At 54.4% G+C, this 23,249-nt stretch carries 21 protein-coding genes and 1 tRNA gene; 17 read left to right on the forward strand and 5 right to left on the reverse strand.

Translation table 11 applies throughout. The features are described from left to right. The first annotated feature begins 317 nt into the window (after positions 1-317). Together ACJU26_RS07010 and ACJU26_RS07015 are read left to right on the forward strand one after the other, a co-directional pair. Positions 318-833: a PadR family transcriptional regulator gene (locus tag ACJU26_RS07010; RefSeq protein WP_414041788.1), complete on the forward strand. Its 516-nt coding sequence runs from the start codon at positions 318-320 to the stop codon at positions 831-833. Between the two features lie 192 nt (positions 834-1,025). Continuing rightward, positions 1,026-1,676 carry a DUF2202 domain-containing protein gene (locus ACJU26_RS07015; protein WP_414041789.1) on the forward strand — a complete coding sequence of 217 codons (651 nt, stop codon included), beginning with the start codon at positions 1,026-1,028 and terminating at the stop codon, positions 1,674-1,676. 441 nt (positions 1,677-2,117) lie between these two features. Here ACJU26_RS07015 and ACJU26_RS07020 read toward each other — a convergent pair whose 3' ends face one another. Both ACJU26_RS07020 and ACJU26_RS07025 read right to left on the reverse strand, forming a co-directional pair. Further along, entirely contained in the window at positions 2,118-3,404 is a 1,287-nt protein-coding gene (locus ACJU26_RS07020; protein WP_414041790.1) for an OprD family outer membrane porin, read from the reverse strand. Positions 3,405-3,456: 52 nt separating this feature from the next. Beyond that, positions 3,457-4,647, reverse strand: a complete 1,191-nt coding sequence (locus tag ACJU26_RS07025; protein ID WP_414041791.1) for a TDT family transporter — start codon at positions 4,645-4,647, stop codon at positions 3,457-3,459. A 246-nt stretch (positions 4,648-4,893) separates the two neighbouring features. On the opposite strand from ACJU26_RS07025, the gene ACJU26_RS07030 reads away from it, so the two are divergent. From ACJU26_RS07030 to ACJU26_RS07070, 9 genes are all read left to right on the forward strand, one after another. Continuing rightward, positions 4,894-5,208 carry a hypothetical protein gene (locus ACJU26_RS07030; RefSeq protein ID WP_414041792.1) on the forward strand — a complete coding sequence of 105 codons (315 nt, stop codon included), beginning with the start codon at positions 4,894-4,896 and terminating at the stop codon, positions 5,206-5,208. Between the two features lie 110 nt (positions 5,209-5,318). Then, positions 5,319-5,447: a DUF202 domain-containing protein gene (locus ACJU26_RS07035; RefSeq protein ID WP_414041793.1), complete on the forward strand. Its 129-nt coding sequence runs from the start codon at positions 5,319-5,321 to the stop codon at positions 5,445-5,447. A 187-nt stretch (positions 5,448-5,634) separates the two neighbouring features. Continuing rightward, positions 5,635-8,499, forward strand: a complete 2,865-nt coding sequence (locus tag ACJU26_RS07040; protein WP_414041794.1) for a molybdopterin oxidoreductase family protein — start codon at positions 5,635-5,637, stop codon at positions 8,497-8,499. Between the two features lie 10 nt (positions 8,500-8,509). Further along, the gene (locus tag ACJU26_RS07045; protein ID WP_414041795.1) at positions 8,510-9,202 is read left to right on the forward strand and encodes a 4Fe-4S dicluster domain-containing protein; all 693 of its coding nucleotides are present in this window, start codon (positions 8,510-8,512) and stop codon (positions 9,200-9,202) included. 12 nt (positions 9,203-9,214) lie between these two features. After that, complete coding sequence (locus tag ACJU26_RS07050; RefSeq protein ID WP_414041796.1) at positions 9,215-10,156, forward strand: dimethyl sulfoxide reductase anchor subunit family protein; 942 nt, start codon at positions 9,215-9,217, stop codon at positions 10,154-10,156. A gap of 17 nt (positions 10,157-10,173) precedes the next feature. Continuing rightward, positions 10,174-10,875 (forward strand): NAD-dependent epimerase/dehydratase family protein, encoded by a 702-nt coding sequence (locus ACJU26_RS07055; protein WP_414041797.1) that lies wholly within the window; start codon positions 10,174-10,176, stop codon positions 10,873-10,875. A gap of 329 nt (positions 10,876-11,204) precedes the next feature. Then, positions 11,205-12,092, forward strand: a complete 888-nt coding sequence (locus ACJU26_RS07060; protein WP_414041798.1) for a LysR family transcriptional regulator — start codon at positions 11,205-11,207, stop codon at positions 12,090-12,092. 10 nt (positions 12,093-12,102) lie between these two features. Beyond that, on the forward strand, positions 12,103-12,300 hold the full coding sequence (locus ACJU26_RS07065) for a DUF2459 domain-containing protein (RefSeq protein ID WP_414041949.1): 198 nt from the start codon (positions 12,103-12,105) through the stop codon (positions 12,298-12,300). Between the two features lie 111 nt (positions 12,301-12,411). After that, positions 12,412-13,731, forward strand: a complete 1,320-nt coding sequence (locus ACJU26_RS07070) for an MFS transporter (protein ID WP_414041950.1) — start codon at positions 12,412-12,414, stop codon at positions 13,729-13,731. 71 nt (positions 13,732-13,802) lie between these two features. On the opposite strand, the gene ACJU26_RS07075 is transcribed toward ACJU26_RS07070, so the two are convergent. From ACJU26_RS07075 to ACJU26_RS07085, 3 genes are read right to left on the reverse strand one after another with little or no spacing between them, the layout of a single operon-like run. Next, a complete protein-coding gene (locus ACJU26_RS07075; protein ID WP_414041799.1) occupies positions 13,803-14,954 on the reverse strand; it encodes a lipocalin-like domain-containing protein in 1,152 nt (383 codons plus the stop codon). After that, positions 14,947-17,454 (reverse strand): ABC transporter permease, encoded by a 2,508-nt coding sequence (locus tag ACJU26_RS07080; RefSeq protein ID WP_414041800.1) that lies wholly within the window; start codon positions 17,452-17,454, stop codon positions 14,947-14,949. Before ACJU26_RS07080 ends, ACJU26_RS07075 begins: the two co-directional genes overlap by 8 nt. Next, positions 17,451-18,125 (reverse strand): ABC transporter ATP-binding protein, encoded by a 675-nt coding sequence (locus tag ACJU26_RS07085; RefSeq protein ID WP_414041801.1) that lies wholly within the window; start codon positions 18,123-18,125, stop codon positions 17,451-17,453. Before ACJU26_RS07085 ends, ACJU26_RS07080 begins: the two co-directional genes overlap by 4 nt. A gap of 150 nt (positions 18,126-18,275) precedes the next feature. Here ACJU26_RS07085 and ACJU26_RS07090 point away from each other — a divergent pair. From ACJU26_RS07090 to ACJU26_RS07115, 6 genes are all read left to right on the forward strand, one after another. After that, positions 18,276-18,368 (forward strand) — tRNA-Ser (locus ACJU26_RS07090). A gap of 428 nt (positions 18,369-18,796) precedes the next feature. Then, positions 18,797-19,123: a thioredoxin TrxA gene (gene trxA / locus ACJU26_RS07095; protein ID WP_101538327.1), complete on the forward strand. Its 327-nt coding sequence runs from the start codon at positions 18,797-18,799 to the stop codon at positions 19,121-19,123. A 113-nt stretch (positions 19,124-19,236) separates the two neighbouring features. Beyond that, complete coding sequence (gene rho, locus ACJU26_RS07100; RefSeq protein WP_414041951.1) at positions 19,237-20,493, forward strand: transcription termination factor Rho; 1,257 nt, start codon at positions 19,237-19,239, stop codon at positions 20,491-20,493. Positions 20,494-20,567: 74 nt separating this feature from the next. After that, positions 20,568-20,774 (forward strand): 50S ribosomal protein L31, encoded by a 207-nt coding sequence (rpmE, locus tag ACJU26_RS07105; RefSeq protein WP_414041802.1) that lies wholly within the window; start codon positions 20,568-20,570, stop codon positions 20,772-20,774. 6 nt (positions 20,775-20,780) lie between these two features. Further along, positions 20,781-22,019 (forward strand): malic enzyme-like NAD(P)-binding protein, encoded by a 1,239-nt coding sequence (locus ACJU26_RS07110; RefSeq protein ID WP_414041803.1) that lies wholly within the window; start codon positions 20,781-20,783, stop codon positions 22,017-22,019. A 6-nt stretch (positions 22,020-22,025) separates the two neighbouring features. Then, positions 22,026-23,078, forward strand: a complete 1,053-nt coding sequence (locus tag ACJU26_RS07115) for an AI-2E family transporter (RefSeq protein WP_414041804.1) — start codon at positions 22,026-22,028, stop codon at positions 23,076-23,078. Positions 23,079-23,249 lie beyond the last annotated feature (171 nt).

Genomic DNA, 23,249 nt, shown 5'->3' on the forward strand with positions numbered 1-23,249 from the left:
CTTGTACTATTGATAAAAATCAATCCATGGATTGTAATTTTATATATATGCATTTAATTATATAATGGCTTACTGCATGGCCAATACTTCATTCTCTGCCAGCAGCCTGTCGGCTTTAGTTTCGGACGTACGAAAATTGCCGGAATCCCATTACGGATGATGATGTCGAAGACCGACTCTACCGTTTGGCATGATGGAATCTATTGAGGAATTCGGAAGGAACAGGACCCTTGACAAGGGTTCCGTAATGAAGTTAGATATATCTAATAACGTTAGTACTGACATCGTTTCGTCAGTTTCTTGAAGGGGGAAATGCAGTGGATAAGAAAGGCTTTGGAAGTAGTCGCGCGGTATCTCAAGCCTGTGATGGACGGGGTGGGCGCCGTCGGGGGCGGATGCTGGACCAGGGAATGCTGCGCTACGTGGTCCTCAAGTACATTGGCCAACAGCCTCGCCATGGCTATGACCTGATCAAGATTCTCCAGGAGCAGTCGGGTGAGGTATATAGCCCGAGCCCCGGAATGATCTATCCCATGCTCTCCATGCTGGAAGACCTCGGATATGTTTCTGTGGCAAACGAAGGGAGCAAAAAACTTTATTATCTCACAAGTCAAGGTCAGGATTTTCTGGCGCAAAATCAAGAGCTCGCACAGGCCATAGAAAATCGCTTGAGCGCCCTTCGGGAACAAGGTGCAGGTAGGGTGCGAGCGAGGTTGCATGCCTTAAGGGATGCTGTTCATGAACGACTGCCATTAGCCCAAGGAGATCCTGTACTCCAGGAGAGGATGGCGACGGTGTTGGAAAAAGCGTTGGTGGAAATTCAGGCGTTGTAAGGTGCTATCGCTAAAAATGCAAGGAGTAATGCGATGAATAACGGAATGATGTCGAGCAGCGGTGGATGTAGGGGAAATGGTAGACGTGGTGGTGGTCGGGGAAACGGCCAAGGCATGGGAAAAGGTGGGCGGGGAGTTGGTCAAGGAGGCATTAACGACAGGACTGTTGCCCCAGGCATGGGGACAAGGCCAATGCAGGAAGGAGCCCAAGGATTTTTCGATGATGACCACTGGGCCTCGGTGTTGGATCGGGATACACACCGAGTGCGGCATGTGGCACAGATGCAGGAGGATATTGCCCGCAGTCCCCGCGAGCCGCTCACGGCCGCCGAGCGGGAAGGTCTACTCCTCATGCGCGAGGAGGAAAAAATTGCCCGGGATGTCTATATGGCTCTCGGCAAACGCTGGGGGAACATTCGCCCATTCAGCAATATCACCGGCGCCGAACAGGCCCATATGGACGCTATCCTGATCCTGCTGCAACATTATGACTTACCGGACCCGGCCGCGGGATTGGCGGTGGGCAAGTTTCACAACCCCGAATTGCAACGGCTTCATGATGCCTTGGTCCAGCAAGGACTGCGTAGTCAAGAAGAAGCAATTCGTGTTGGCCTGCTCATTGAAGAGCTGGATATCGATGACTTGCAAAAGGCGGCAAAACAAACGGACAAGGCAGCGATTCACGCCGTCTATGCCGAGCTGGAAAGGGGATCGCGCAACCATCTGAGGGCCTTTTACCGCTGGAAGGAGGGGATGGGGATTTCCTATCAGCCCCAGCACTTAACACCAGAGTTGTTCAAACGATTGGCATTATCTCCCCATGAGGATTGTGTCTTGGAGTAAGGAAAAATGGCAAACATCTTCAGGGCAGGGTAAAATTTCCCACCGGCGGTAAGCCTCTTTCCGGGCAAGCCCGCGAGCAACTGCCCGGAAATGTTTTTCGCCTTTGGATTTTTCTTCTTCTCATGGTACGCGTGCATTTCGACACAGCAGTCTGGCATTTTTGCGGCGGGTTTTGCCACTTTCAGCATGATTTATTGCGTACAGCCGCTGATGCCAGCCCTCAATCGAGACATTCGGCCGTGTTGGGAAGCTCAGGAGGCTTTTTTATGCTGCCTGGGGTTGGAATGGCGTGGCCGGACTGTTGGTTGTTTTAGCCGCATCGGGCCTGCTCATTGCCTGGGAATTGCGTGCATTGACAGCGCTGCATTCGAAGGCCCCAACCAAGTGGAGCCAAACTCCTCTCTGGAAGAACGGAGAGGAGGAGTTCTTGCAGAACAAAGATTAAAAGGCATACTGCAACATCAGCCGATCATCAATGAAAGTACCTTGATAACCTCCATAGGGATTACTGTGATCGATAGCCAGCCGATTGCGCAGAGAGAGTCCCTTCCAGAATCCGCCAGGGGTGTACGTCAGATCCAGATAGTTGGCATCCACATTGGGTAAATAGGGTTGGGTGCAATACATACTGTAGGAATATTTGATGCGCAATGATTGGAGGGGATGCAGCAAGAATCCGAATTTCCAGGCATGCCCGGCGGCTGACGCCGAAACCAGGCCATAATCCATGATGCTGGTATACAGAGGGTCGGCACTGTACTGCTGGGTATAGGGCGAAATAAAGCCGCCATTATATAAGGTGCGTCCTCCCATGGAGAAAGGACTGTGGCTGGGAACAGCATTATAGGCCGCAAAAATTTGTCCAACCGGGGTTTGCAAGCCCACCATCCCGCCGAAGATGGTGGCGTTGACGGGACCGGCATATTGCGCACCATCCGCCCATTCTCGGGCATACTGGAAATCCGCAAACGGCTTCAGTCCGTCCGGCAAGCCCGATACGCCATAATGCACCGTTCCGTAAAACAGATTGGCCAAATCATAAAACCGGTAATACCAGGCCGTGGACCGCCATCCCTGCCAATGGGCCTTGACACCAAAAGCCAAAGTGCCGTCCATATGATCCGGCATATGGGGATACAGGGGATTCTGGTTCAGCAACGTCTCCCGGTAGTAATTACCCTGAATGCGGTTCTTGAAGCGAAATTCCCGCAGGCCAATCACCTGCAGGTTTTTGAACGGCGTGACGGTGACGGTCACCGCCTGGAAGGTACTGGGAATCATGAAGGCATCGGAAGGATTCATCCAGGGCGTGTTGAGCAGGATATTCCCGGCCTTGACCTGCAACCAGCAGTTCTGATACTGCAAATAAGCTTGTCCCAGCACGTTCAGGCTGTCTTTTTCACCCATTAACAGCGCATCCAGATGGGTATAGTCGGGGGCCTTGACGTCATTGGCGCCCAGGCTATTGGCGGTATAAAAAGCCAGTGCAGCACTCACGCCATAGAGGGGAGCGCTCTCCACCTTCAGCATGCCACCCAAAGAATAAGCATACTTATTGGGCAGAGCGCTGCCACTGAATATCTGGTTGAAGTAGTAGGAACGGATATTTCCGGTCACGTGACCCGCCTCCAGAAACTGCTGGATGCTGGCATAATGGCTATCGGCAAAAGCCAGATTCGGTAACAGCAGTAAAGCGGCGACCGTGAGTTTCACAGCGTGGTTTTTCATCTTCGGTTTCTCCTTTTATACAACATGACGATTCAACATTTGGCCGCACGACCTACTCCCGCAAGGAGCGCATGAGATCGGCGCTGGCCGTATTTTCCGCAGCGTCCGCACAAACGGGCTCCGGCAGTCCGGTTTCCACCGACAAGCAGGGCGCACGGAACAGGCGTCCACTCCACATGCCCACAAAACTGCGTTGGGTGACGATGATCCAGAATCCGGCCAGAGCGATGGTGAAGAAGGCTCCCAGGGGCAGAAACACACTCCAACTGGTTTCCCGGGCTAGCAAATAGGTGGCCGCGTTGAATACACCCAATGGAAAGGTGAAACCCCACCAGCCCATATTGAAGGGCAATCCCTCCCCCAGATAACGCAGGGTGAAAAACACCGCCATCAGCAGCCACCAGAGTCCAAAACCCCACAGAATCAGGGCAATGAACAGTCCCGCCATGGACCCAAATTGACTCATGGCCGCCAGGGCACTTCCTGCAAATACGACCTTGTCTGCGCTGCCCAGGGTCATCATGGCCATGGCTCCCGTACCCAGAGGTCCCAAAGGGAGCCAGGCGGATACCGCCATATCCTGGTGCGGGAGTTTATGCAGGGTCAGGCGTAGCAGCAGGATGGCGAGAATGCCCATGGCCAGCAGCACCGAAATGGCCCAGAGCAGATAGCTCACGTAAATGACCGTGCTGCCCAGGGAAGGAGCCAGATGCTGGGCCAGCAATCCGCCACTGGCCGCCGTCACCTCGGGAGGGACAATGGGCAGCAACCAGGCGGCGGTCATGCGTTCCACACTATGCTCCTGCGCGGTAAACATGAAAAAAGGTACCAGCAGCACGGAAAACAGCGCCATGACCACATCCACCCACCACAAGATCAGGGTGATCCGCAGGGTGAGGGGCGTGACCGGCCAGATGATGAGCAGGCCATTGATAATGGTCGCAAAGCCCATGGGAATGGCGCCGATAAACAGGGATTGTACCGGATGCTGAAAGAGACGGCGGAAGCTGGCCGGGTAAAACACCGCCCGCCCCATGAACAACGAGGCGAAGAGCACAAAAAACAGGACATTGATGGCCCACAAGCCCTGGGCACAGACTTTCTGGCCCCATTCCCCATACGGAAACTCCGCGAGCATGAGCGCCAAGATACCCGTACCCATATTGGCGGCAAACCAGTTGGGAGTGAAATGACGAATGATTTCCCTGGGGTCATTCCCCGGTGCTTCAGCCCATATTTTCATGGCGATGTCTCCTGACCTGACGAACTTTTACCCAGTCTGCAACTGAACAACATATTCATCCAATGCTAATTACTCATTCTTGAAATAAGCAAAAGTAATTTTATAAAATAACATGCCTACGTCCCAATGAACGGATATCCTGATATTCATCGTAAGAATAGCTGCATTCATTATTCTCATTGGATTTATCTTTCAGTATTTATCAACATATGTTCACTTTCTGTATGTTGTAACGAGGCAGCTTCAGTGAACTCTGTAACACCTGGATTCGATGACTATGGTGAATATAATCAAAATGGTAACGTGCCAGTGACGGTTCGAGGGCGATGTTATTTTAACTGGCGGGGTTTTTTTCGCAGAGATGTTTGGGCGCATGTTTCATTATTCGTCCTGATGTTGAGCGTTTTGGGTACGCCTGTTTTACGGTTGAAATATTCATGGAACTGGATTATGTGGCATTGGTATGCCGCCCCTATTGCTGGAGCCGCTGCGATTTCCGCAGCGGTTTTTGTAATAACAGCAGTTTTTGTAATCATTCAGAGTATGGCGGGATATGAATAAAACATTCTCCATGCCTTATCAGGGGGTTCCGGCCGGTGCAGTGGACTCTGGGCATGTGACTGGGGAGGGAAGAATCGTTCCCCTATCGTAAGTTTTTGGCCCGGGATTTTATGCTCCGGGATTGGCTGACCCTGGACCGGACCATGTTGGCCAATGAACGCACTTTTCTGTCTTACACCCGGACGGCCCTGACGCTGATTCTCGCGGGGCTGACCTTCATTCGCTTTTTTGGCCTGTAGGCAGGGGCGGCTTTCGGTTCCTATGCTCAAGGGGAAAGCCAGGAGCGAGTGCCGATGAACATCTGAACAAGTACACTCGGTTCGGCTGATATTCTTGATGAGAATATGGCTATTCAGCAATTGGATTGGTAATAATCGGGTTTGTTTTCTAAAATCTTTGGCACAGGCCAACGATGTAGGAGCTGATATGACTGACAGTGCTACCGTCTTCGAAGATCACAAGAATCAACGAATTGAGTATTCCACATGTTATATGTGCGCATGTCGTTGCGGCATTAAGGTGACGATCGAAAACGATAATGTGCGTTTTATTCAGGGGAATCGCAATCATCCGACGAACCAGGGCGTACTGTGCGCCAAGGGTTCGGCCGGGATCATGAAACAGAATTCTCCAGCAAAACTGCATCAGCCCCTGCTCCGAAAACCGGGGACCGAGCGCGGAGCGGGAGCCTTTGTGCCCATCACCTGGGAAAAGGCTTTGGACATGCTCACAGAGCGTCTTCAAAAAATCCGCTCAACGGACCCGGACAAACTGGCTTTTTTTACGGGTCGCGATCAGATGCAGGCGCTGACAGGCTTGTGGGCACAGCAATTCGGCACCCTGAACTGGTCCGCACATGGCGGTTTTTGTTCCGTCAACATGGCCGCTGGCGGGCTGTACATGTTGCCTTTTGCTTTTTGGGAATTTGGCGATCCGGACTGGGATCGCACCAAATATTTCATGCTCTGGGGCGTGGCAGAGGATCATGCCTCCAATCCCATTAAAATCGCCCTGGAAAAACTCAAGAGAAGAGGGGCCAAATTCGTCGCCATCAATCCGGCACGCACCGGGTATCAGGCGATTGCCGATGAGTGGGTGGCTATCAGACCCGGCACGGATGGTCTTCTGGCCCTCTCCATGGTCCACGTTCTCCTGAAACGTGAACTCTTCGATTGGGATTTTCTGATTCGCTATACCAATGCACCATTTTTAATTTTTGACGAACCTGGCCGCAGTGATCATGGGCTTTTTTGGCGCAATGCGGACGGTCATCCGATGATTTGGGATGGGAATGACCAGCATTTCGCGGATGGCATGGCTTCAGGCACGCATCCTTCCTTGCTCGGTGAACACCTCACTCCTGATGGGCGAAAAGTTCGCACCGTCATGTCCTTGATGGTGGAAAAATATCTGGATGCGGCCTTTTCCCCGGAACAGGTGAGTCCGATTACCGGCGTTCCTGCTGAGACGATCGAACGTCTCGCTCTGGAAATGGCCCATATCGCTTTTGAAGAAACGATTGAAATTGCCTGCGAATGGACAGACTGGGCAGGCCGCAAGCACGACAAGTTTATCGGTCGCCCGGTTTCCATGTACGCCATGCGCGGGGTATCTGCGCATTCCAATGGCTTTCAGTCCGCGCGAGCGATTCATTTAATTCAGATTCTGCTGGGAACCATCGATTGTCCGGGCGGTTTCTGTGCCAAGCCACCCTATCCCAAACCGGTTCCCCCGCCGATCAAGCCGGCACAGCATAGCGCTCCGAATCAGCCATTGGATTCCTCTCCGTTGGGCTATCCCACGGGGCCCGAGGATTTGGTCATCGACGAACAGGGTAACCCCAAACGCATAGACAAGGCGTTCTCCTGGGAGACGCCACTGTCCATACAGGGCTTGCTGCATATGGTCATTACCAATGCCCATAATTATGATCCCTACCGCATCGATACGTTGATTCTGTTCATGGCCAACATGGCCTGGAATAGCAGCATGAACACGGTCGAAATCCAGAAGATGCTGATGGCCAAGGATGCGCAGGATGGGGAGTATCGCATTCCTTTCATTGTGGTCTCCGATGCCTATCATTCGGAAATGGTGAATTTCGCGGACCTGGTGTTGCCCGATACGACCTATTTGGAGCGTTACGATACCTTATCCATGCTGGATCGCCCCATATCGGAGGCGGATGCGGTCTGCGATTCCATTCGTCATCCGATTCTCCCACCCAACCGTGATGTGCGCGCCTGGCAGGAAGTCCTGGTGGATCTGGCAGGAAGACTACAATTCCCGGCTTTTGTCCATGAAAACGGCGAAAAGCGGTACCAGGACTACAAGGATTTTATCGTCAACTATCAAAAAGAACCGGGAATTGGATTTCTGTCGGGCTGGCGGGGCAAGAATGGGGATCAACACTTACGGGGAGAACCCAATCCCCGGCAATGGGAAGCCTACATAGAACATCAAAGTTTCTTTCAGCATCACCTGCCGATGAATTTGCGTTATTTTCGCTTCGTCAATCAGGAATATCTGGAATTCGCGGTGGAGGCCGCTTACATTCCCAAAGCCGAACCCATGTTCATCGAAATATATTCCGAGCCCTTGCAACGCTTTCGTTTGGCGGGAGAAGGGGTGTATGACGGACCTTGCCCGCAGCAGCCAGCGGACAGGGCGCGTCTGGTGAAATATTTCGATCCTTTGCCGTTCTGGTATGAACCCCTGGAACAACAGCGCGTGGATGCCGCAGAGTATCCCTTCTTCGCCGTCAATCAACGGCCCATGATGATGTACCATTCCTGGGATAGCCAAAATGCCTGGTTACGACAGATCATTGCGCAGAATTTTCTCTACATGAATCGACAACGGGGTGAATATCTTGGCATTGCGGACAAGAGCTGGGTCTGGGTGGAAAGTCATAATGGCAAGATCCGGGTGCAGGTCAAACTGATCGAAGGTTGCCAGGAAGATACCGTGTGGACCTGGAACGCCATCGGTAAGCAATCCGGAGCATGGGCGCTCTCACCGGATGCCCCGGAAGCGACGCGCGGTTTTTTGATGAATCATTTGATTTCCGAATTGTTACCGGAGAAAAAGGGTGAGCGGCGTTTAACCAACTCGGACCCCATCACGGGTCAGGCGGCCTGGTACGATCTGCGGGTGCGCATTTATCCCGCAGCCCCCGGTGAAGAGGGCACCTGGCCGACATTCCCGACCATCAAGCCCTTACCCGAAGAGCCCAAGCCCGTGGATCGCTTGCGCTATCACACGCATCCGCCCGTTAACCTGAAATCGTGAGGAGACCACTATGAGACTCGGCTTAGTGATTGATCTGGATACCTGTGTCGGTTGTCATGCCTGTGCGGTGGCCTGCAAGGAATGGAACACCAGCGGTACCACGGCGCCGCTGACCGACTACCATCCTTATGGGGCCGCTCCTTCAGGAGTTTGGTTTAACCGTATTCGCCATTTCGAAGTGGGCGATTATCCGCACAACAAAACCATTAATTTCCCGATGTCCTGTATGCATTGTGAGAATGCGGAATGCGTCACGGTATGCCCCACCGGAGCCTCTTATAAAAGAGCCGAGGATGGCATTGTTTTGGTCGATCAGAACAAATGCATGGGCTGTAATTACTGCTCTTGGGCATGCCCCTATGGCGCCCGTGAACTGGATAGGGCATCGGGCACCATGAAAAAATGCACCCTCTGCGTGGACCGCATTTACGACATGGAAATTCCGGAAGAAGAACGCCAGCCAGCCTGTGTGCTGACCTGCCCTGCCCATGCCCGGATGTTTGGGGATTTTGATGATCCCGAAAGTCCCGTGAGTCGGGCCGTGCGCGAGCGTGGCGGATATGAGTTGATGCCTGAGTTGAATTATCAGCCGAGCAATAAATATTTACCGCCCCGGCCAGAACGTCCCATCCCGACAGAAGACCTGAAAAAACGGGGAATACGGCAGGTCAAGGACTGGATTCATCAGGCCGTTACGCGATAAAGGAGAAGTGATATGCATCCTGCATTAGCCGTCATATTTTTAACGCTCTTTTCGGGCGGCGGATTTGGGCTGATGGCCTTGACCGCCATCGTCAATGATTTTCAGATTGACGGTGGGCTCAATCCCTTGCAGACCATGATAGCCCTGATCATCTCCATGGCTTTTGTGTCCATTGGACTTCTGTCCTCCACGGCCCACCTCGCCAATCCCAAGAACGCCTGGAGGGCATTTACCCGGTGGAGAACCTCGTGGCTGGCCCGTGAAGGTGTTTTCGCCGTGGCCTACTATCCCTTTGCCTTTTTATACCTGGTCTGGACGTTTTTTACGGGCGGCACCCATGATGTCATTGGCCTGATACTCGCCAATCTGGCCGCTATTATTGGCCTGATCACGATTTTTTGTCAGGGAATGATTTATGCTGTCTTGCGGACGATGCGACAATGGAATACGCCCTTGGTGCCCGCCAATTTTTATGCGATGGGACTCGCCATTGGTGCCACCTGGCTAGCCGCCATACATCAAGCTACCACCGGGCAGCCTGCTCCGGCGCTCATCGGGATGGCCGCCGCCTTATTGGTGGCAGCGGGAGTGCTCAAGGGGATTTACTACTTCTGGATGCGGCGCCCTGGCGGTCCCACGATTCGCACCGCCACGGGCTTTAATCGGTTCTCGGTGCGCATTTTGGATCAGGGGCATACCTTTGGAACCTTCCTGACAGAAGAATTCGGTCATCAACTCGCGCCGGCCAAAGCGCGCGGCATCAAGACGATGATGTATCTGGTGGCGATCGTCTTACCCCTGCTGTTTCTGGCCATCGCGTTGTGGGGACAGGTCATGATCCTTGCGATCCTGGCGGCGCTGCTGGTTCTTGCCGGATTCGGGGTGGAGCGGTGGCTGTTCTTCATTGAAGCACAGCATGTAGTGAACTTGTATCACGGGCGTCAACAATGCTGACCAGAGAGGAAGACAAAATGATCCGTCAGAATAGGCCGTACGATGTCCTGGTGATGGGCGGCAGCGGTTTTCTCGGGCAGAAGCTCGTCCAGCAACTGGCACAAAAGGCATTCCGCGTGCTGGTGAGTACCCGGGATGCCAATGCGGCGAAACCCAAATTCGCCCAGCTTCACGACGTCCAGGTGCATCAGGTAGCGCGATATGACCGGAACACGCTGGATACCCTGGTTTCACAGGCGGATGCCGTGATTAACCTGGTCAGCATCCATCGCGAGATTCACCCGAGCCGCATTGATCTGCCTCCCGCCAGGCGCGGCGATTTCGAGGAGATACACATCGAGATCCCCCGGCGTCTGGTGCATAGCGCAGAAAAGGCAGGGGGATGCCGAATTCTGCAGGTGAGTTGCAGTGGGGCCAGTCCTTTGTCCTCCGATGCGCGCTTGCGCAGCAAGGGCATCGGGGAGATCATCATCCGCGAAGCCAGTGAGGATAGTGCGGCTCAAGGACATTTCACCTACCTGCATGGCCCCAAGTTTGTTTGGGGGGCACGTCTGGCCACCACCGTGCTGCGCCTGCCCAAGCTCCGGAGCACCGATCTGGATCACTGGGCCAGGATCATTATCGATACCTTGGAAGACGCGGAGAGTATAGGAAAAATTCAGGAAGTCTGGACAGACAAATCCCGGATCACCATTTATCCCGGCAAAATCTACGCATAGAGACAGACGACATGCGACGACTACCCTATGATGACTATTCCCGGAACGAAATGATTCTGCAGGATTGCGAAAGCAGTTGGCCCACTGGGTCGCTTTACCGGGAGCAGCGGAAGATGGATCGGCCATGCGGAGGCGTTATCCGGTGTCAGGCTACGCGGCACGACTGTTGGACACACCCCAGCGCCCTTTTTTGAGAATGTGCCAGAACGTTCGGCGCCCGTATTCATGATGCGGGTGGGAGGATGAGTATTTGCTGATGTCCTTTCTGCCTGATCGCTGCCTGGTCGTTTGCTGCCCTCCTGTACAGCCTTTACGGTACGCACAAGAACATGGAAAAAATTGATCCCTCATTACTACTGGTCTGGGCGCGCGTAGCTCAACTCCGCAATCTACAGGCGGCCAGCAAGAGTCTGTATTTGAGTCAACCTGCAGTTTCTCACCAACTGAAGCGCTTACGGGATTGGTTGGGTGAGCCGTTATATCAAAGGACTTCGCGCGGCATTGAGCCTACGGAAATGGGCAAGATCCTCCAAAGAGCTGGAGAGGATATCGAAGCCGTGCTCCAGGAAATGCAGGGGATCCGCAATAAATCCAGGAATCTGTTACGTGGCACCTTACGCATAGCCGCAAGCCATACCAATGCCGAGTATTTATTGCCCCTGATAGTGGGAGCGTACTGCCGAAAATATCCCGCAGTGAATGTTCGAACAACCACCGTGAACAGCCATCAAGCCTGGATGCATCGGGATGAATCCGATCTGATTTTTATTGAAAGTGCGGACGAAATGCTCCGTAATCCGTCGGAATGGGAGCGGACCGTGCTGATCGAAACGGAAATTTCGGCCCTGGTTCCGGCGTCACATCCATTCGCCGCCTTATCAGAGATTCCCTTGGAGATGCTCGCCACAGAAAAGCTGATCTGGCGTGAGGCCGGTTCTGGAATACGGGAAGACGCCATCAACGCCCTCCGAAACGCGGGTTTCTATCCAGATATCCACTATGAGTTTAGTGGCCTTGCGGCAGTGCGCAGCGCCGTGCGTAATGGTATCGGTGTAGGCTTTGCGTCTGGTTTGTTGCCCCCAGAGCAGCAAGTGGGGGTGTGCCTGATTCCCATTCAACCCAAGATTCCACATACTCTGAGCGTATTGCATCGTAGCGCTTATGGGCATTTGGTGGCGTCTTTTCTCGAAATCATTCGTCTTTCTGTTTTAACTTAAACTCTACAGGCTGGTTGACAGATGTTGCGTTGGGCCTTATCCTCGCAGCAAATTTTTTGCCTCACCGGGTACCTACGATGCTTTTCATACCTGCAATGCCTGGACTATCACGGCACTGAAAATTGCGGGTTATCCGGTGCATCCGGCTGGGGTGATTTTTGCAGGACAGGGGGTTGGTCAGCTCAATAAACTGTCTGTCTGCAAATAACCCTATTCCGTTCAAATAAGTCCGTCTAGGTATATGAAATCAGCAAACACATCTGTTTCGTCCGTAGCCGAGTTGAATGAGGCTGCTCTCGGGCTTTTTCACTTGAAAACCATGTTAACCGCCGGGTTGGGCTTTTTTTCTGCAGCCTACGATTTGTTCATTATTGGCTATGCCTTGGCCTTGATCCGTCAGGAATGGCATCCTGATGCCTTCATGATGGGTTTGATCGGCTCTATTTCCTTGATTGCCGTACTCTTGGGCGCTTATTTTTTTGGCAGAATCGGGGACATATACGGGCGGCGAAAAATTTACGGCATCGAAGCCCTGTTGATGGTGCTGGGTGCACTCGGGTCCGCCTGTGCCAACGACATTACGACCTTGATTGTTTTTCGCTTTATTCTCGGCCTTGGGGTGGGAGGAGATTATCCCTTATCGTCGGTTATTATGAGCGAATATGCCAATCGGGACAATCGTGGACTATTGGTGGGTCTGACTTTTTCCTTTCAGGCACTGGGGGTGTTGATTGGTCCTGGTATCGCTCTGGCGTTGTTGGCCGCACAAATTGATCATGATCTGGCCTGGCGCATCATGTTGGGACTAGGGGCGTTTCCGGCTCTGGGTGCTTACTGGATGCGGCGTGGCATGCCGGAATCACCACGTTGGCTGAATCGGGCCAAGCCAGCGGCGCATCCTAGCGACGAATCAGCCGTTTCCCCCAAGCCATTGCGATATTACTGGCGGTATTTATTGGGTACGGCCGGAGCCTGGTTTGCTTTCGACTATGCGTATTATGGGAACACCATTTCGACCCCCATGATCATGCATGCCTTGGCCCCGCATGGTAGGTTGATGGCCAATATTGCCTGGAGCTGGATTGTGTTTGCCATTGCTGCAGTTCCTGGTTATTTTCTGGCGGCGTTGACCCTGGATCGCATTGGCCACCGCCGCTTGCAGTGGATTGGATTTTTTTGCATGGGCATGGCATTTCTGGCCATTGGTATTATTCCCAATATTGCGGGGGATTTTGCCGTTTTTATTGCCCTGTATGCGGTCAGCTATTTTTTTGCAGAATTCGGCCCCAATACCACCACCTTCGTACTGGCATCAGAAGTTTATCCTGCCCATTTACGATCCACTGCAGCGGGTATTTCTGCGGGTACCGCCAAGGTAGGCGCATTTATTGGCGTATTTCTATTTCCCATATTGCTTCAGACGATGGGTATAGAAAATACGCTTTTGCTCACCTTTGTCTTCAGCATGACGGGATTATTATTGACTTTTCTCTTGCCTGAGCCTGCCCGACAAAATCTGGAGCAGATCGCCGATGGGGAAATCATGGTGAATCATGATGCGGATGCTTTTACGGGACAGGACCCTGAAGCCAAAATGGAAGCGACAGCCGATGCGGACAAGCAGCAGATAGCCGGCTGATCCACAGCAAGGTCAGGTTTTCCACAATCGATTCGTTATATTGCAGCTGTACGGCAAAACAAATTGAAGGTTTACTTCATGGGGAAAAAGCCCCTGCTGTAACCCGTCAATTCCAGATATCCGCGCCCTATAGTGCTATGAGCATTCAATGCACTAACTGCACCTTCCCAGTAGATGGTGCCGCTACTCTGGCTGGCGTTATATTCCTGATTGTCCATCAGCGGTGCGATGGTAAAATGCTGGTCCCCCACCTGAATTTGCCAACGCACCGGATAACGAATGCCAGTCTGAGGGGATTGCCACCATCCTGTGGGCTGCATGTGAATCTGCCCGCCATGAAAATAGTGTACCTGCCCATTGGCCAGACGCTGGGTAGCGGACAGCCAGACTGGACTGCCGTCGGCACGGCGCATCATGAAGAGCATGAGCGCGCCGCCATGGTCCAGATTCAGCCCCAGCCAGTCCCAGCCTACTGCCGAGGACGGCAGGTAAGCCGCAGACCATTCATGGTCCAGCCAGGCCTCGCCTTCTACAGATTGACTTTTGCCCTGGATGCGGATTTGCCCGCTGACTTGCAGGTGCGGAATGCTGTAATAGTAGCTGGCATTGTGGGGATTGGGACCTTTCTGGCTGATGCCTTGGGGGCCTTCCAGCAGGGGCGCTTGGGTCAGGCGGAACTGCAGTACATAGCCCATGTCCTTCCCCTGGATTTCGGCGCGGTAGCCGTTAGGAGTCTGGCGCAGGAACCAGTGGCGAATCCAGACCTGGGTATGGTCGCGGTCAGCCCCGGCCACATCCAGCCCTGCCCTGGCGATGCGCTGCGCCGTCAGCAGATGGCCGATGCGCGGATCACTGATGGCGGCCTCGGCAAATATCAGTTGGCGGGGATTGAAGGCGCTGGGGTTCGCCCAGACTTTGCTGGGTCGCACCCGGAAAAAAGTCAGTTGAAAACCGAGGGAGTGCCCCGCACTATCCTGAAGCCAACCGGTGATGTACCACCATTCGATGGGGAAATCTGGGTGACTGCCATAGGCACCGGGAAATTGCAGGGGGTGCTGTGGCGTCACTTGCACTTGGGGAGTGGGCTGCAAGGGCAGCACTGCTGGCGGGAGTCCGGCAGCCGGACAGGGACTCAGCAGCAGGAACGGCAGCAAGAGGAATATAGGCCCTGCGCAGCGGCCCATGAATCGCCGTGAGGGTGTCCAGAAATGCGGCTTAGTCATCGCGTATCACCACCGAGCCGTGGCGCAGGGCCTGTCGCCCCGCGAGGATCATGGTCCCGGTGCTGGCCATCCACAAGATGAGACCGAGCAGACCCAACGAGGGCCAGGGTGGCTGGAAACCCATGTGCCAGTGAAAGGATTCGGGATTGACCACCATAATCAGGATGACGCTGATGGCCAGACCCAGACCGCCGCCGATCACCATGCCGGACAGGGAGAGGATACTGCCTTCGACAAAAAGAAGGGTCAGCAGATCACGCTGACGCAGTCCCACATGTCTGAGCATGGCAAATTCGTTGCGTCGCATCAGGGTTTGGGCCCCAAAGCCACTGCTCACGCCGAGCAGGCCGATAATCATGGCGACCGCTTCCAGGGCGTAGGTGGCGGCAAAACTCTGGTTGAATATTTGCAAACTGTGTTGGCGAATTTCCCGGGGGGTGGCAATCAAGAACTGTCGGGCGTCGGGGATTTGCTGATGCAGTTGCGCCAGTGCCGCAGCAATTGGCACATGAGGGCGCAACCACAGGGCCACGCCGTTGACTCCCTCATCATGGGACCAACGGCGATATTCCTGAATGGGCATGGAAATGGATCCCTCCTGATAGGCATAGTCCCGGTAAATACCGGCGATGCTGACCGTGCGCTGTTGTCCGCCCAAGGGAATCTGCACCTGCTGACCCAGCCGCCAGTGGCTGATTCCCGCCAGAATATCCGATATCCATATGGGCGGCGTAGACAGAGTTTTCAAGGGTACGGCGCGAATTATCTGAATTTCCCGTCCGGGGTTCTGCAGATTCATGCCACGTGCCAGCAAGGTAACGGGCGGATGTCCGGGGAGAAGATTGAGCGCGATCCGGCGCAGGGGGGAGCAATGACTGACATCAGCAAGTTGACAGAGGGACTTTGCACTGCCCGCCGGGAGCAGGACATCCTTGTTCATGCCAGCCTGTACATACAGATCGGCACGCAAAATATCGCTCAGCCAGTTGGCCACAGAATCCCGAAAGGAGCCCACCATGATGGCCATGGCTACCACCAGACTGAAGGCTACCACCACCGCTGCGAGGCTATGGGCTGCCCGTCCGGGAGCGCCGCGTAATTGTTGCAGAGCCAGACGCCAGAGTGCCGCTCTGGGGAGCGGGATGAGATGGATAATCAGACGCAGCAGGGGGGTGAGTAAAAAGAGCAGGGCGAAAAGCAGACAGGCAATGGCACCGTAAGCCAGATAGGGGATTCCGTCGATGGCGGGCGCCAGTGCGCCCAGCAGAGCCAGCAGCAAGAGCAGGAAACCGATGTAGGAATGCTGACGATGAAGATATCTCTGTTCTTCAGCGCCAGCGCGTAGGGCTTGTGCCGGGGCAGTATGGCTGGTTTCCCAGGCGGGCAGGAAAGCACCGATGAGTGCGGCAGCAATGCCGGCGGCAAAAAACAGGCCCATCAGCAGGGGATGCCCATGGAGTTGCAAGGCCGATCCAGTGAAATAGCCTGCCCCCAGATCGCCTCCCAGATGAGTCAGAGCCAGACTGGCGGCGACCACACCCAGTGGCAAGCCCAACAGGGCGCCTGGCACGCCCAGGGTCAACCCCTGCAGCAGGACCGCAAAAATGATTTCCCGGCGGCGCAAACCCAATACCCGCAACAGGGCGAGTTGTTGACGTTGGCGCACCACACCCATGGCCAGGGTGGCATATACCAGAAATGCCCCGGTGAACAGGGCCACCAGGGAGAGTACCAGCAGATTGATGCGATAGGCCCTGGACGCATCGGCAGCGACTCGACCCTGTTGAGCAGGGCTTTCCAGTACGGCTCCGGGGGGGAGCAGTGGCTGCCATTTTTTTGCAAATGCCGCATTGCTGATGCCAGGTCGCAGGCGCAAGTCGATTTGGTTGATCTGTCCTCCACGCCCCCATAACCATTGGACAGCGGCAATATCCATGACCCCAATGGCTCCTAGGCTGCGGATATCTGGCAACTCGCCGATGATGTGGAGGCGGCGCGGGCGACCAGCGGCGTTGACCGTCAAATGGTCGCCTACTTTCAAGTCCAAGGACTGCATGGCGGCCGGACTCAGGGCGATATTCTGGGGCTCCAGCAGTGCCAGGGGGTTATGCAGATTGAGGGGGACCAAGGGTTGTCCCATCCTGAGCGCCTGAAAGGCATCTATCCCCAGAATGTGCAGTGGTGCTTCATGGGCGGGATGCACGATTGACGCCTGCAGGCGGATCTCTGGAGCAGCGACCGCCACTCCTGGCGCCATGCTCAGGCGGGAATACCAGCTATCGGCAAAGCCCGGTCCGGGGGCGCTGAGGGTCAGGTCAGCCTGACCCGCCAGACGCCGCAGCCCCGCCGTGAAATCACTGACGGCCTGGACATTGATGAGGGCAATGGCCAGCCCCAGGGCTACCCCCAGGGCGATGCCGACGATGGCGAGCATGGTCGCGCCGGGGCGTTGTTGCAGAGGCCGCCAGACAGCCGCCTGCCAAGGAATACGGGTGATCACAGAGGATGAAATCCTTGGGCATCAAAGCGCAATAGTCGTTGGGCACGTTGGGCGGCGGCGGGGGAGTGGGTAACCAGCAGGACTGCCGGACCCTCGGCTTCCAGTGCAGTGTACAGTAAATTCATGACTGATTCGGCCGATTCGGCATCCAGGCTACCCGTCGGTTCGTCCGCCAGAATCAGGGCGGGGTGGTGAACAATCGCCCGGGCCACGGCAACTCTTTGCATCTCCCCGCCGGAGAGTTCCCGGGGCCAGGCCTGCAGTCGTCCGGCAATACCCAACTGTTCGGCAAGCTGGTGGACACGCTGGGAGAGATCCTTGCGCGGCAAGCCATTCAGACGCCAGGGCAGGGCAATATTTTCGGCGACACTGAGTTGTGGAATCAGGTGAAATGCCTGAAACACGAAGCCCATCTGGCGGCGGCGCAGCAAGGTGCGGCTATCGTCATCCAGGGCGTTCAGGTTCTGGTCCTGAAAATGCATCTGGCCAGCATCGGGTTGTTCGAGTCCGGCGATAATGTGCAGCAAGGTACTTTTACCCACCCCGCTTTCCCCCATGATAGCCACAAAATCCCCCGTGTTTACGGCAAGGCTGGCTTCACGAAACAACCACCTGTCCGGTGTTCCGGGAAGACGCTTGGCTAAATCCTGCAAAACCAGAAGGGCTGTCACGGGAATTTTCTCCATGGAAGGGGCGCTGATAAATTAGCACATTGTGATACATCTTTGTCAGACGCTCAAAACCCGGAAAAATTCGTTGCCTTCAAGATTGCCTGCTAGGCTTTGACCTTCACCCGGATCACAGGGTATCATCGGTCCACCGGAGAGATGGCCGAGCGGCTGAAGGCGCTCCCCTGCTAAGGGAGTATGGGGCTAAACACTCCATCGAGGGTTCGAATCCCTCTCTCTCCGCCACATTTTCATAACAACAAGATTTCGAGTGTCGTAATTTTCATGTCGTTTTCAAATGGATCTTTCAGGTCTTATCTCGTTTCAGCCGCGTTCCCTGACCAATCCCCTGGCGATGAGCGACTGCAAAAAGGACACTAAAATTGTTTTGTAATGAACAGAAACCGGGGAAGCCAGTCTTGACGATTCCTTGATTCCCGAGCACAATTATCGGCGTTCGCTTCCGGCAATGCAGATTCAGAGTTACTACTTAATTACTACTTGCATCCCGGTTTGATCGTGCTATCCTTCCACATACCTTCAATCTGAAAGAAGAGCAAACCTGCAAGCGCCGTCCGGTGCATTCAAGAGTTTGGAATTATCCCACATGAACCAAAACTGATGACTTTCCACCCAAGGCGCTATACCAAACTGAGACAGAGGAGCTATCTCCCATGAGTGATGCTATTATGTATGTGTCTGATGACAGTTTCGAGACGGATGTACTGCAATGTTCCAAGCCTGTTCTGGTCGATTTTTGGGCAGAATGGTGCGGCCCATGCAAAATGATCGCCCCGATTCTTGAAGAAGTTGCTGTTGAATATGCCGAAAAGTTACAAATCGCCAAGTTCAACATCGACGAAAACCCCAACACCCCTCCGCAGTATGGTATTCGTGGCATCCCGACCTTGTTGCTGTTCAAAAATGGAAAACTGGAAGCAACGAAAGTGGGTGCCTTGAGTAAAGCCCAACTGACGGCCTTTTTGGATAGCCAACTTTGAATACACCACGTCCCCGCCGTAAATCGCCCCGTATACCCAAGTCCTTTCCCAACGAAGATATTCTGATCGAAGAAGAAGAGTCTTTGCTGTTGCCCAACCCGGGTGCCACAGCGATGAATCTGACGGATTTGAAAAGGAAAACTGCCGCAGAACTGGCCGTCATCTGTCAGGATATGGGTCTGGAGGGTACTGCCCGACAGAAAAAACAGGAAATCATTTTCAACATTCTGAAAGCCCATGCCCGGAATGGGGATGCGATTTATGGCGAAGGCGTGCTGGAAATCCTGCAGGATGGCTTTGGTTTTTTGCGGGCGGCCTCCGGGTCTTACATGGCTGGACCGGACGATATTTACGTTTCGCCTTCGCAAATCCGGCGCTTTCATTTGCAGACCGGTGATACGGTTTCCGGACAAATTCGGCCACCCAAGGAAGGGGAGCGCTATTTTGCCCTGCTCAAAGTGGAAAGCATCAATTTTGAATCTCCCGAAGCGACCCGCAACAAGGTCAACTTTGATGATTTGACCCCTTTGTTTCCCGATGAACCCCTGCGTCTGGAATATGACGGGGTGGCTTATGGGGAATTGGCGCCGCGGATCATCGATCTGGTGTCACCCATTGGCAAGGGTCAGCGCGGCTTGATTGTGGCACCGCCCAAAACCGGCAAGACGGTATTGTTACAGCAGATTGCCCATGCCATTACTGCCAATCATCCCGAATGCTATTTGATTGTATTGCTGATTGATGAGCGCCCCGAAGAAGTGACGGACATGCAGCGCTCGGTCAAAGGCGAGGTGGTTTCTTCGACTTTTGACGAACCGGCCACCCGACATACCCAGGTCGCTGAAATCGTTCTCGAAAAAGCCAAGCGTCTGGTGGAGCACAAGCACGATGTGGTCATCCTGCTGGATTCCATTACTCGTTTGGCCAGAGCCTTCAATACCGTGGTGCCCTCATCGGGCAAGGTGTTGACGGGGGGCGTGGATGCCAATGCCCTGCAGAAGCCCAAGCGGTTTTTTGGCGCTGCCCGTAACATCGAGGAAGGTGGTAGTCTGACCATTATCGCCACCGCCCTGGTGGAAACGGGTTCCAAGATGGATGAAGTGATTTTTGAGGAATTCAAGGGTACCGGCAATATGGAAGTGCACCTGGATCGTCGTTTGGCCGAAAAACGGATTTATCCAGCCATCAATCTCAATAAATCCGGAACGCGTCGGGAAGAGCTGCTGGTGCCTGCGGATATGCTCAGCAAAATGTGGGTGTTGCGCAAGTTGCTGGCACCTATGGATTCTCTGGAGTCCATGGAGTTCCTGCTGGACAAGGTCCGTGCGACCAAAAATAATGCGGAGTTTTTTGATTCCATGAACCGTTGAGGATTGGCTGGACGCCTGCCCCCTCTATCCCTATAATTCGCCTTTTTGTATTCAGGCCCGAGAGTAGCTCAATTATGAAACCAGATATTCATCCCAAGTACGAAGAAATCACGGTCACCTGCAGTTGTGGCAATGTGTTCAAAACACGTTCAACCGCGAATCGTGACCTGCACATTGATTTGTGTTCCGAATGCCATCCTTTTTATACCGGCAAGCAGCGTAATGTGGCAGCTGCTGGACAGGTCGAAAAATTCCGCAAGCGCTACGGCGGCGGTCAGTAAATTTCCATGGAAGCCACGGAAGCCCAGGCGGAGTTGCGGCGGCGGGCTTTGGAATATCATTCCCGGAGCCCTGCTGGAAAGCTTGCGGTCATTCCCAGCAAGTCCTGCAAAAGTCAGGATGATTTGTCCCTGGCTTATACCCCGGGTGTTGCCGCCCCGGTGCGGGAAATAGCCGCCGATCCGGAAAAGGCCTACGACTATACGGGCAAAGGCAATCTGGTCGCCGTGATCAGTAATGGTACGGCAGTGCTGGGACTGGGAAATGTTGGCCCTCTGGCCGGCAAGCCGGTCATGGAAGGCAAGGCGCTCCTTTTCAAGCATTTTGCCGACATCGATGCCTTCGATATTGAAATTCAGGCGCGTGATGCGGAGCATCTGATTGATGTGGTGGCCGCCATTGCCCCGGGTTTTGGTGGCATCAATCTGGAAGATATTGCCGCTCCCCTTTGTTTTCAGGTGGAAGAAGCCTTGCAGAAGCTGCTGGATATTCCCGTGTTTCATGATGATCAGCATGGAACCGCCGTGATTGTGGCTGCGGCTTTGCAAAATGCCCTGGAATTGCAGGGCAAAACTTTTAGTGGCGTCAAGGTCGCCATAGTCGGTGCCGGTGCTGCCGGTCTGGCCATAGCGCGCATGTTGCGGGTGCTGGGCGTCCAGTCTGTATATCTCAGTGATGTGCATGGCGTGCTGCACGAGGGGCGCAATGACCTGGCCCATTGGCATCAAGCTTTTGCCACGGCACCTGCGCATTGGACCCTGAGCGATATGCTGGAAGGCGCCGATGTGGTGATTGGTGTGTCCGTGCGCGGTGCCATTCCCGAAAGTGCTCTACCCGGGTTGGCTCCCCAACCCATAATTTTTGCTTTGGCGAATCCCGATCCGGAAATTGATCCGGCGGCCGTCAAAGCTCTGCGGCCGGATGCCATCATGGCGACCGGACGCTCGGATCTGCCTAATCAGGTCAATAATGTTCTGGGTTTTCCCTTTTTGTTTCGAGGAGCCCTGGATTGTCGGGCGCGCCAGATTAATCAGGCGATGCTGCTGGCCGCTGTGGATGCTCTGGCACGCTTGGCCAAGGAACCCGTACCGAAAGAAGTACAGCAGGCCTATGGATTTTCAGGATCTGCGGGAATGGAATTCGGACCGGAGTATTTCATTCCCAAACCTCTGGATCCGCGCCTGCGGCAATGGGTAGCGGGTGCAGTGACCGCTGCCGCGCGGAAAAGCGGCGTCGCCCGGATTTAGGCTGAGATGCGCATCGCGGATCTGACGGTTCGCGATTTGCGCTTGGCTTTTGGGCAATTGCTCGCTGCACTATTCTTTTTTGTCCTGGTCTGGAAAATTCTTTCCCCTTTTCTGCCCGCCATTGTCTGGGCGGCCATTCTAGTGTACGCAACCTGGCCCCTGACTGCGCCCATGCGCCGCCATTGGCCGCCGTTGTTGGCTGCTTGCGGGGCCACCCTTGTGCTGGCGCTGATTTTTATGCTTCCCGTGTTGTTTCTCGGGATGGCTTTGGGCACAGAATTGCACCATGTGTTGACGGAACTGGCGCAGCGCGATGCGCAAACGCTGATCAGCGCCTCATGGAGCAGCAATCCCTGGATCCAGGATATTCTTAAACAGATACCGGCTTCCTGGAAAGTCCTGTTTCGTCCCGGCGCCCTGGCGCCGGATTTGTCCGCATGGGCGGGACGAATTGGTATGCTGGCAGGCAGCATTGGTCGGCTGGCAGCCTTGTTGGTGCTGGTACTCATCACGGCATTTTTCTTTTATCGCTACGGGCAGGAACTTCTGAATCAACTGCGCCGCTTCGTACATCAGGTGCTGGGGCAGCGCGGTGACGCCTATCTACAAACCGTAGCCAGCACGATTCGGGCGGTCATATACGGGATTCTGGCCACGGCGCTGGCGCAGGGTGCCCTGGCGGGGCTGGGCTACTGGGTGACAGGATTGCCCGCCCCGGTATTGCTCGCCGTAGTGACGCTGCTGTTTTCATTTTTGCCTTTTGGTACGCCCCTGATCTGGGGAGCGGCCAGTATCTGGCTTCTGGTCCATGGGCAAATCGCTGCGGGTATAGGGCTGGCACTGTGGGGGGCTCTGGTGGTGAGCTGGATTGATAATCTCATTCGTCCACTGGTGATATCCAGCGCGGTGCATATTCCCTTTCTGCTGGTCCTTTTTGGGGTGCTCGGCGGGATTCTGGCTTTTGGTTTGCTCGGGTTGTTTTTAGGGCCGGTGATTCTGGCAATCTTGTTGGCCATCTGGCGCGAATGGTTGCAACCCGCAGCAGAAGGCGAAGTCTGATACCGGAGTCCTGGTGACTGCGCTTGCGATGAATACACTTGTGATGGGTGTGCGAGGGCGTCCGTGCCTTGGCCTCAGGGGCGCTTGGTTCTATACTTGATGGACTTGAAGATGGCGGGTTGGGCACGTATCCACCACCGCATCGTTTCCGGGTCCTGTCGCAAGACATTG

It is taken from the genome of Acidithiobacillus sp. M4-SHS-6 (assembly GCF_047421495.1).
Classification (GTDB): domain Bacteria; phylum Pseudomonadota; class Gammaproteobacteria; order Acidithiobacillales; family Acidithiobacillaceae; genus Acidithiobacillus.

Coding starts and splice junctions, on each gene's coding strand:
- ACJU26_RS07040 (WP_414041794.1), top strand. CDS start 5,635: ATGACTGACAGTGCTACCGTCTTCGAAGATCACAAGAATCAACGAATT.
- ACJU26_RS07110 (WP_414041803.1), top strand. CDS start 20,781: ATGGAAGCCACGGAAGCCCAGGCGGAGTTGCGGCGGCGGGCTTTGGAA.
- trxA (WP_101538327.1), top strand. CDS start 18,797: ATGAGTGATGCTATTATGTATGTGTCTGATGACAGTTTCGAGACGGAT.
- ACJU26_RS07070 (WP_414041950.1), top strand. CDS start 12,412: ATGTTAACCGCCGGGTTGGGCTTTTTTTCTGCAGCCTACGATTTGTTC.
- ACJU26_RS07025 (WP_414041791.1), bottom strand. CDS start 4,647: ATGAAAATATGGGCTGAAGCACCGGGGAATGACCCCAGGGAAATCATT.
- ACJU26_RS07045 (WP_414041795.1), top strand. CDS start 8,510: ATGAGACTCGGCTTAGTGATTGATCTGGATACCTGTGTCGGTTGTCAT.
- rpmE (WP_414041802.1), top strand. CDS start 20,568: ATGAAACCAGATATTCATCCCAAGTACGAAGAAATCACGGTCACCTGC.
- rho (WP_414041951.1), top strand. CDS start 19,237: ATGAATCTGACGGATTTGAAAAGGAAAACTGCCGCAGAACTGGCCGTC.
- ACJU26_RS07015 (WP_414041789.1), top strand. CDS start 1,026: ATGCAGGAAGGAGCCCAAGGATTTTTCGATGATGACCACTGGGCCTCG.
- ACJU26_RS07115 (WP_414041804.1), top strand. CDS start 22,026: ATGCGCATCGCGGATCTGACGGTTCGCGATTTGCGCTTGGCTTTTGGG.
- ACJU26_RS07060 (WP_414041798.1), top strand. CDS start 11,205: ATGGAAAAAATTGATCCCTCATTACTACTGGTCTGGGCGCGCGTAGCT.
- ACJU26_RS07020 (WP_414041790.1), bottom strand. CDS start 3,404: ATGAAAAACCACGCTGTGAAACTCACGGTCGCCGCTTTACTGCTGTTA.
- ACJU26_RS07055 (WP_414041797.1), top strand. CDS start 10,174: ATGATCCGTCAGAATAGGCCGTACGATGTCCTGGTGATGGGCGGCAGC.
- ACJU26_RS07050 (WP_414041796.1), top strand. CDS start 9,215: ATGCATCCTGCATTAGCCGTCATATTTTTAACGCTCTTTTCGGGCGGC.
- ACJU26_RS07075 (WP_414041799.1), bottom strand. CDS start 14,954: ATGACTAAGCCGCATTTCTGGACACCCTCACGGCGATTCATGGGCCGC.
- ACJU26_RS07035 (WP_414041793.1), top strand. CDS start 5,319: ATGCTCCGGGATTGGCTGACCCTGGACCGGACCATGTTGGCCAATGAA.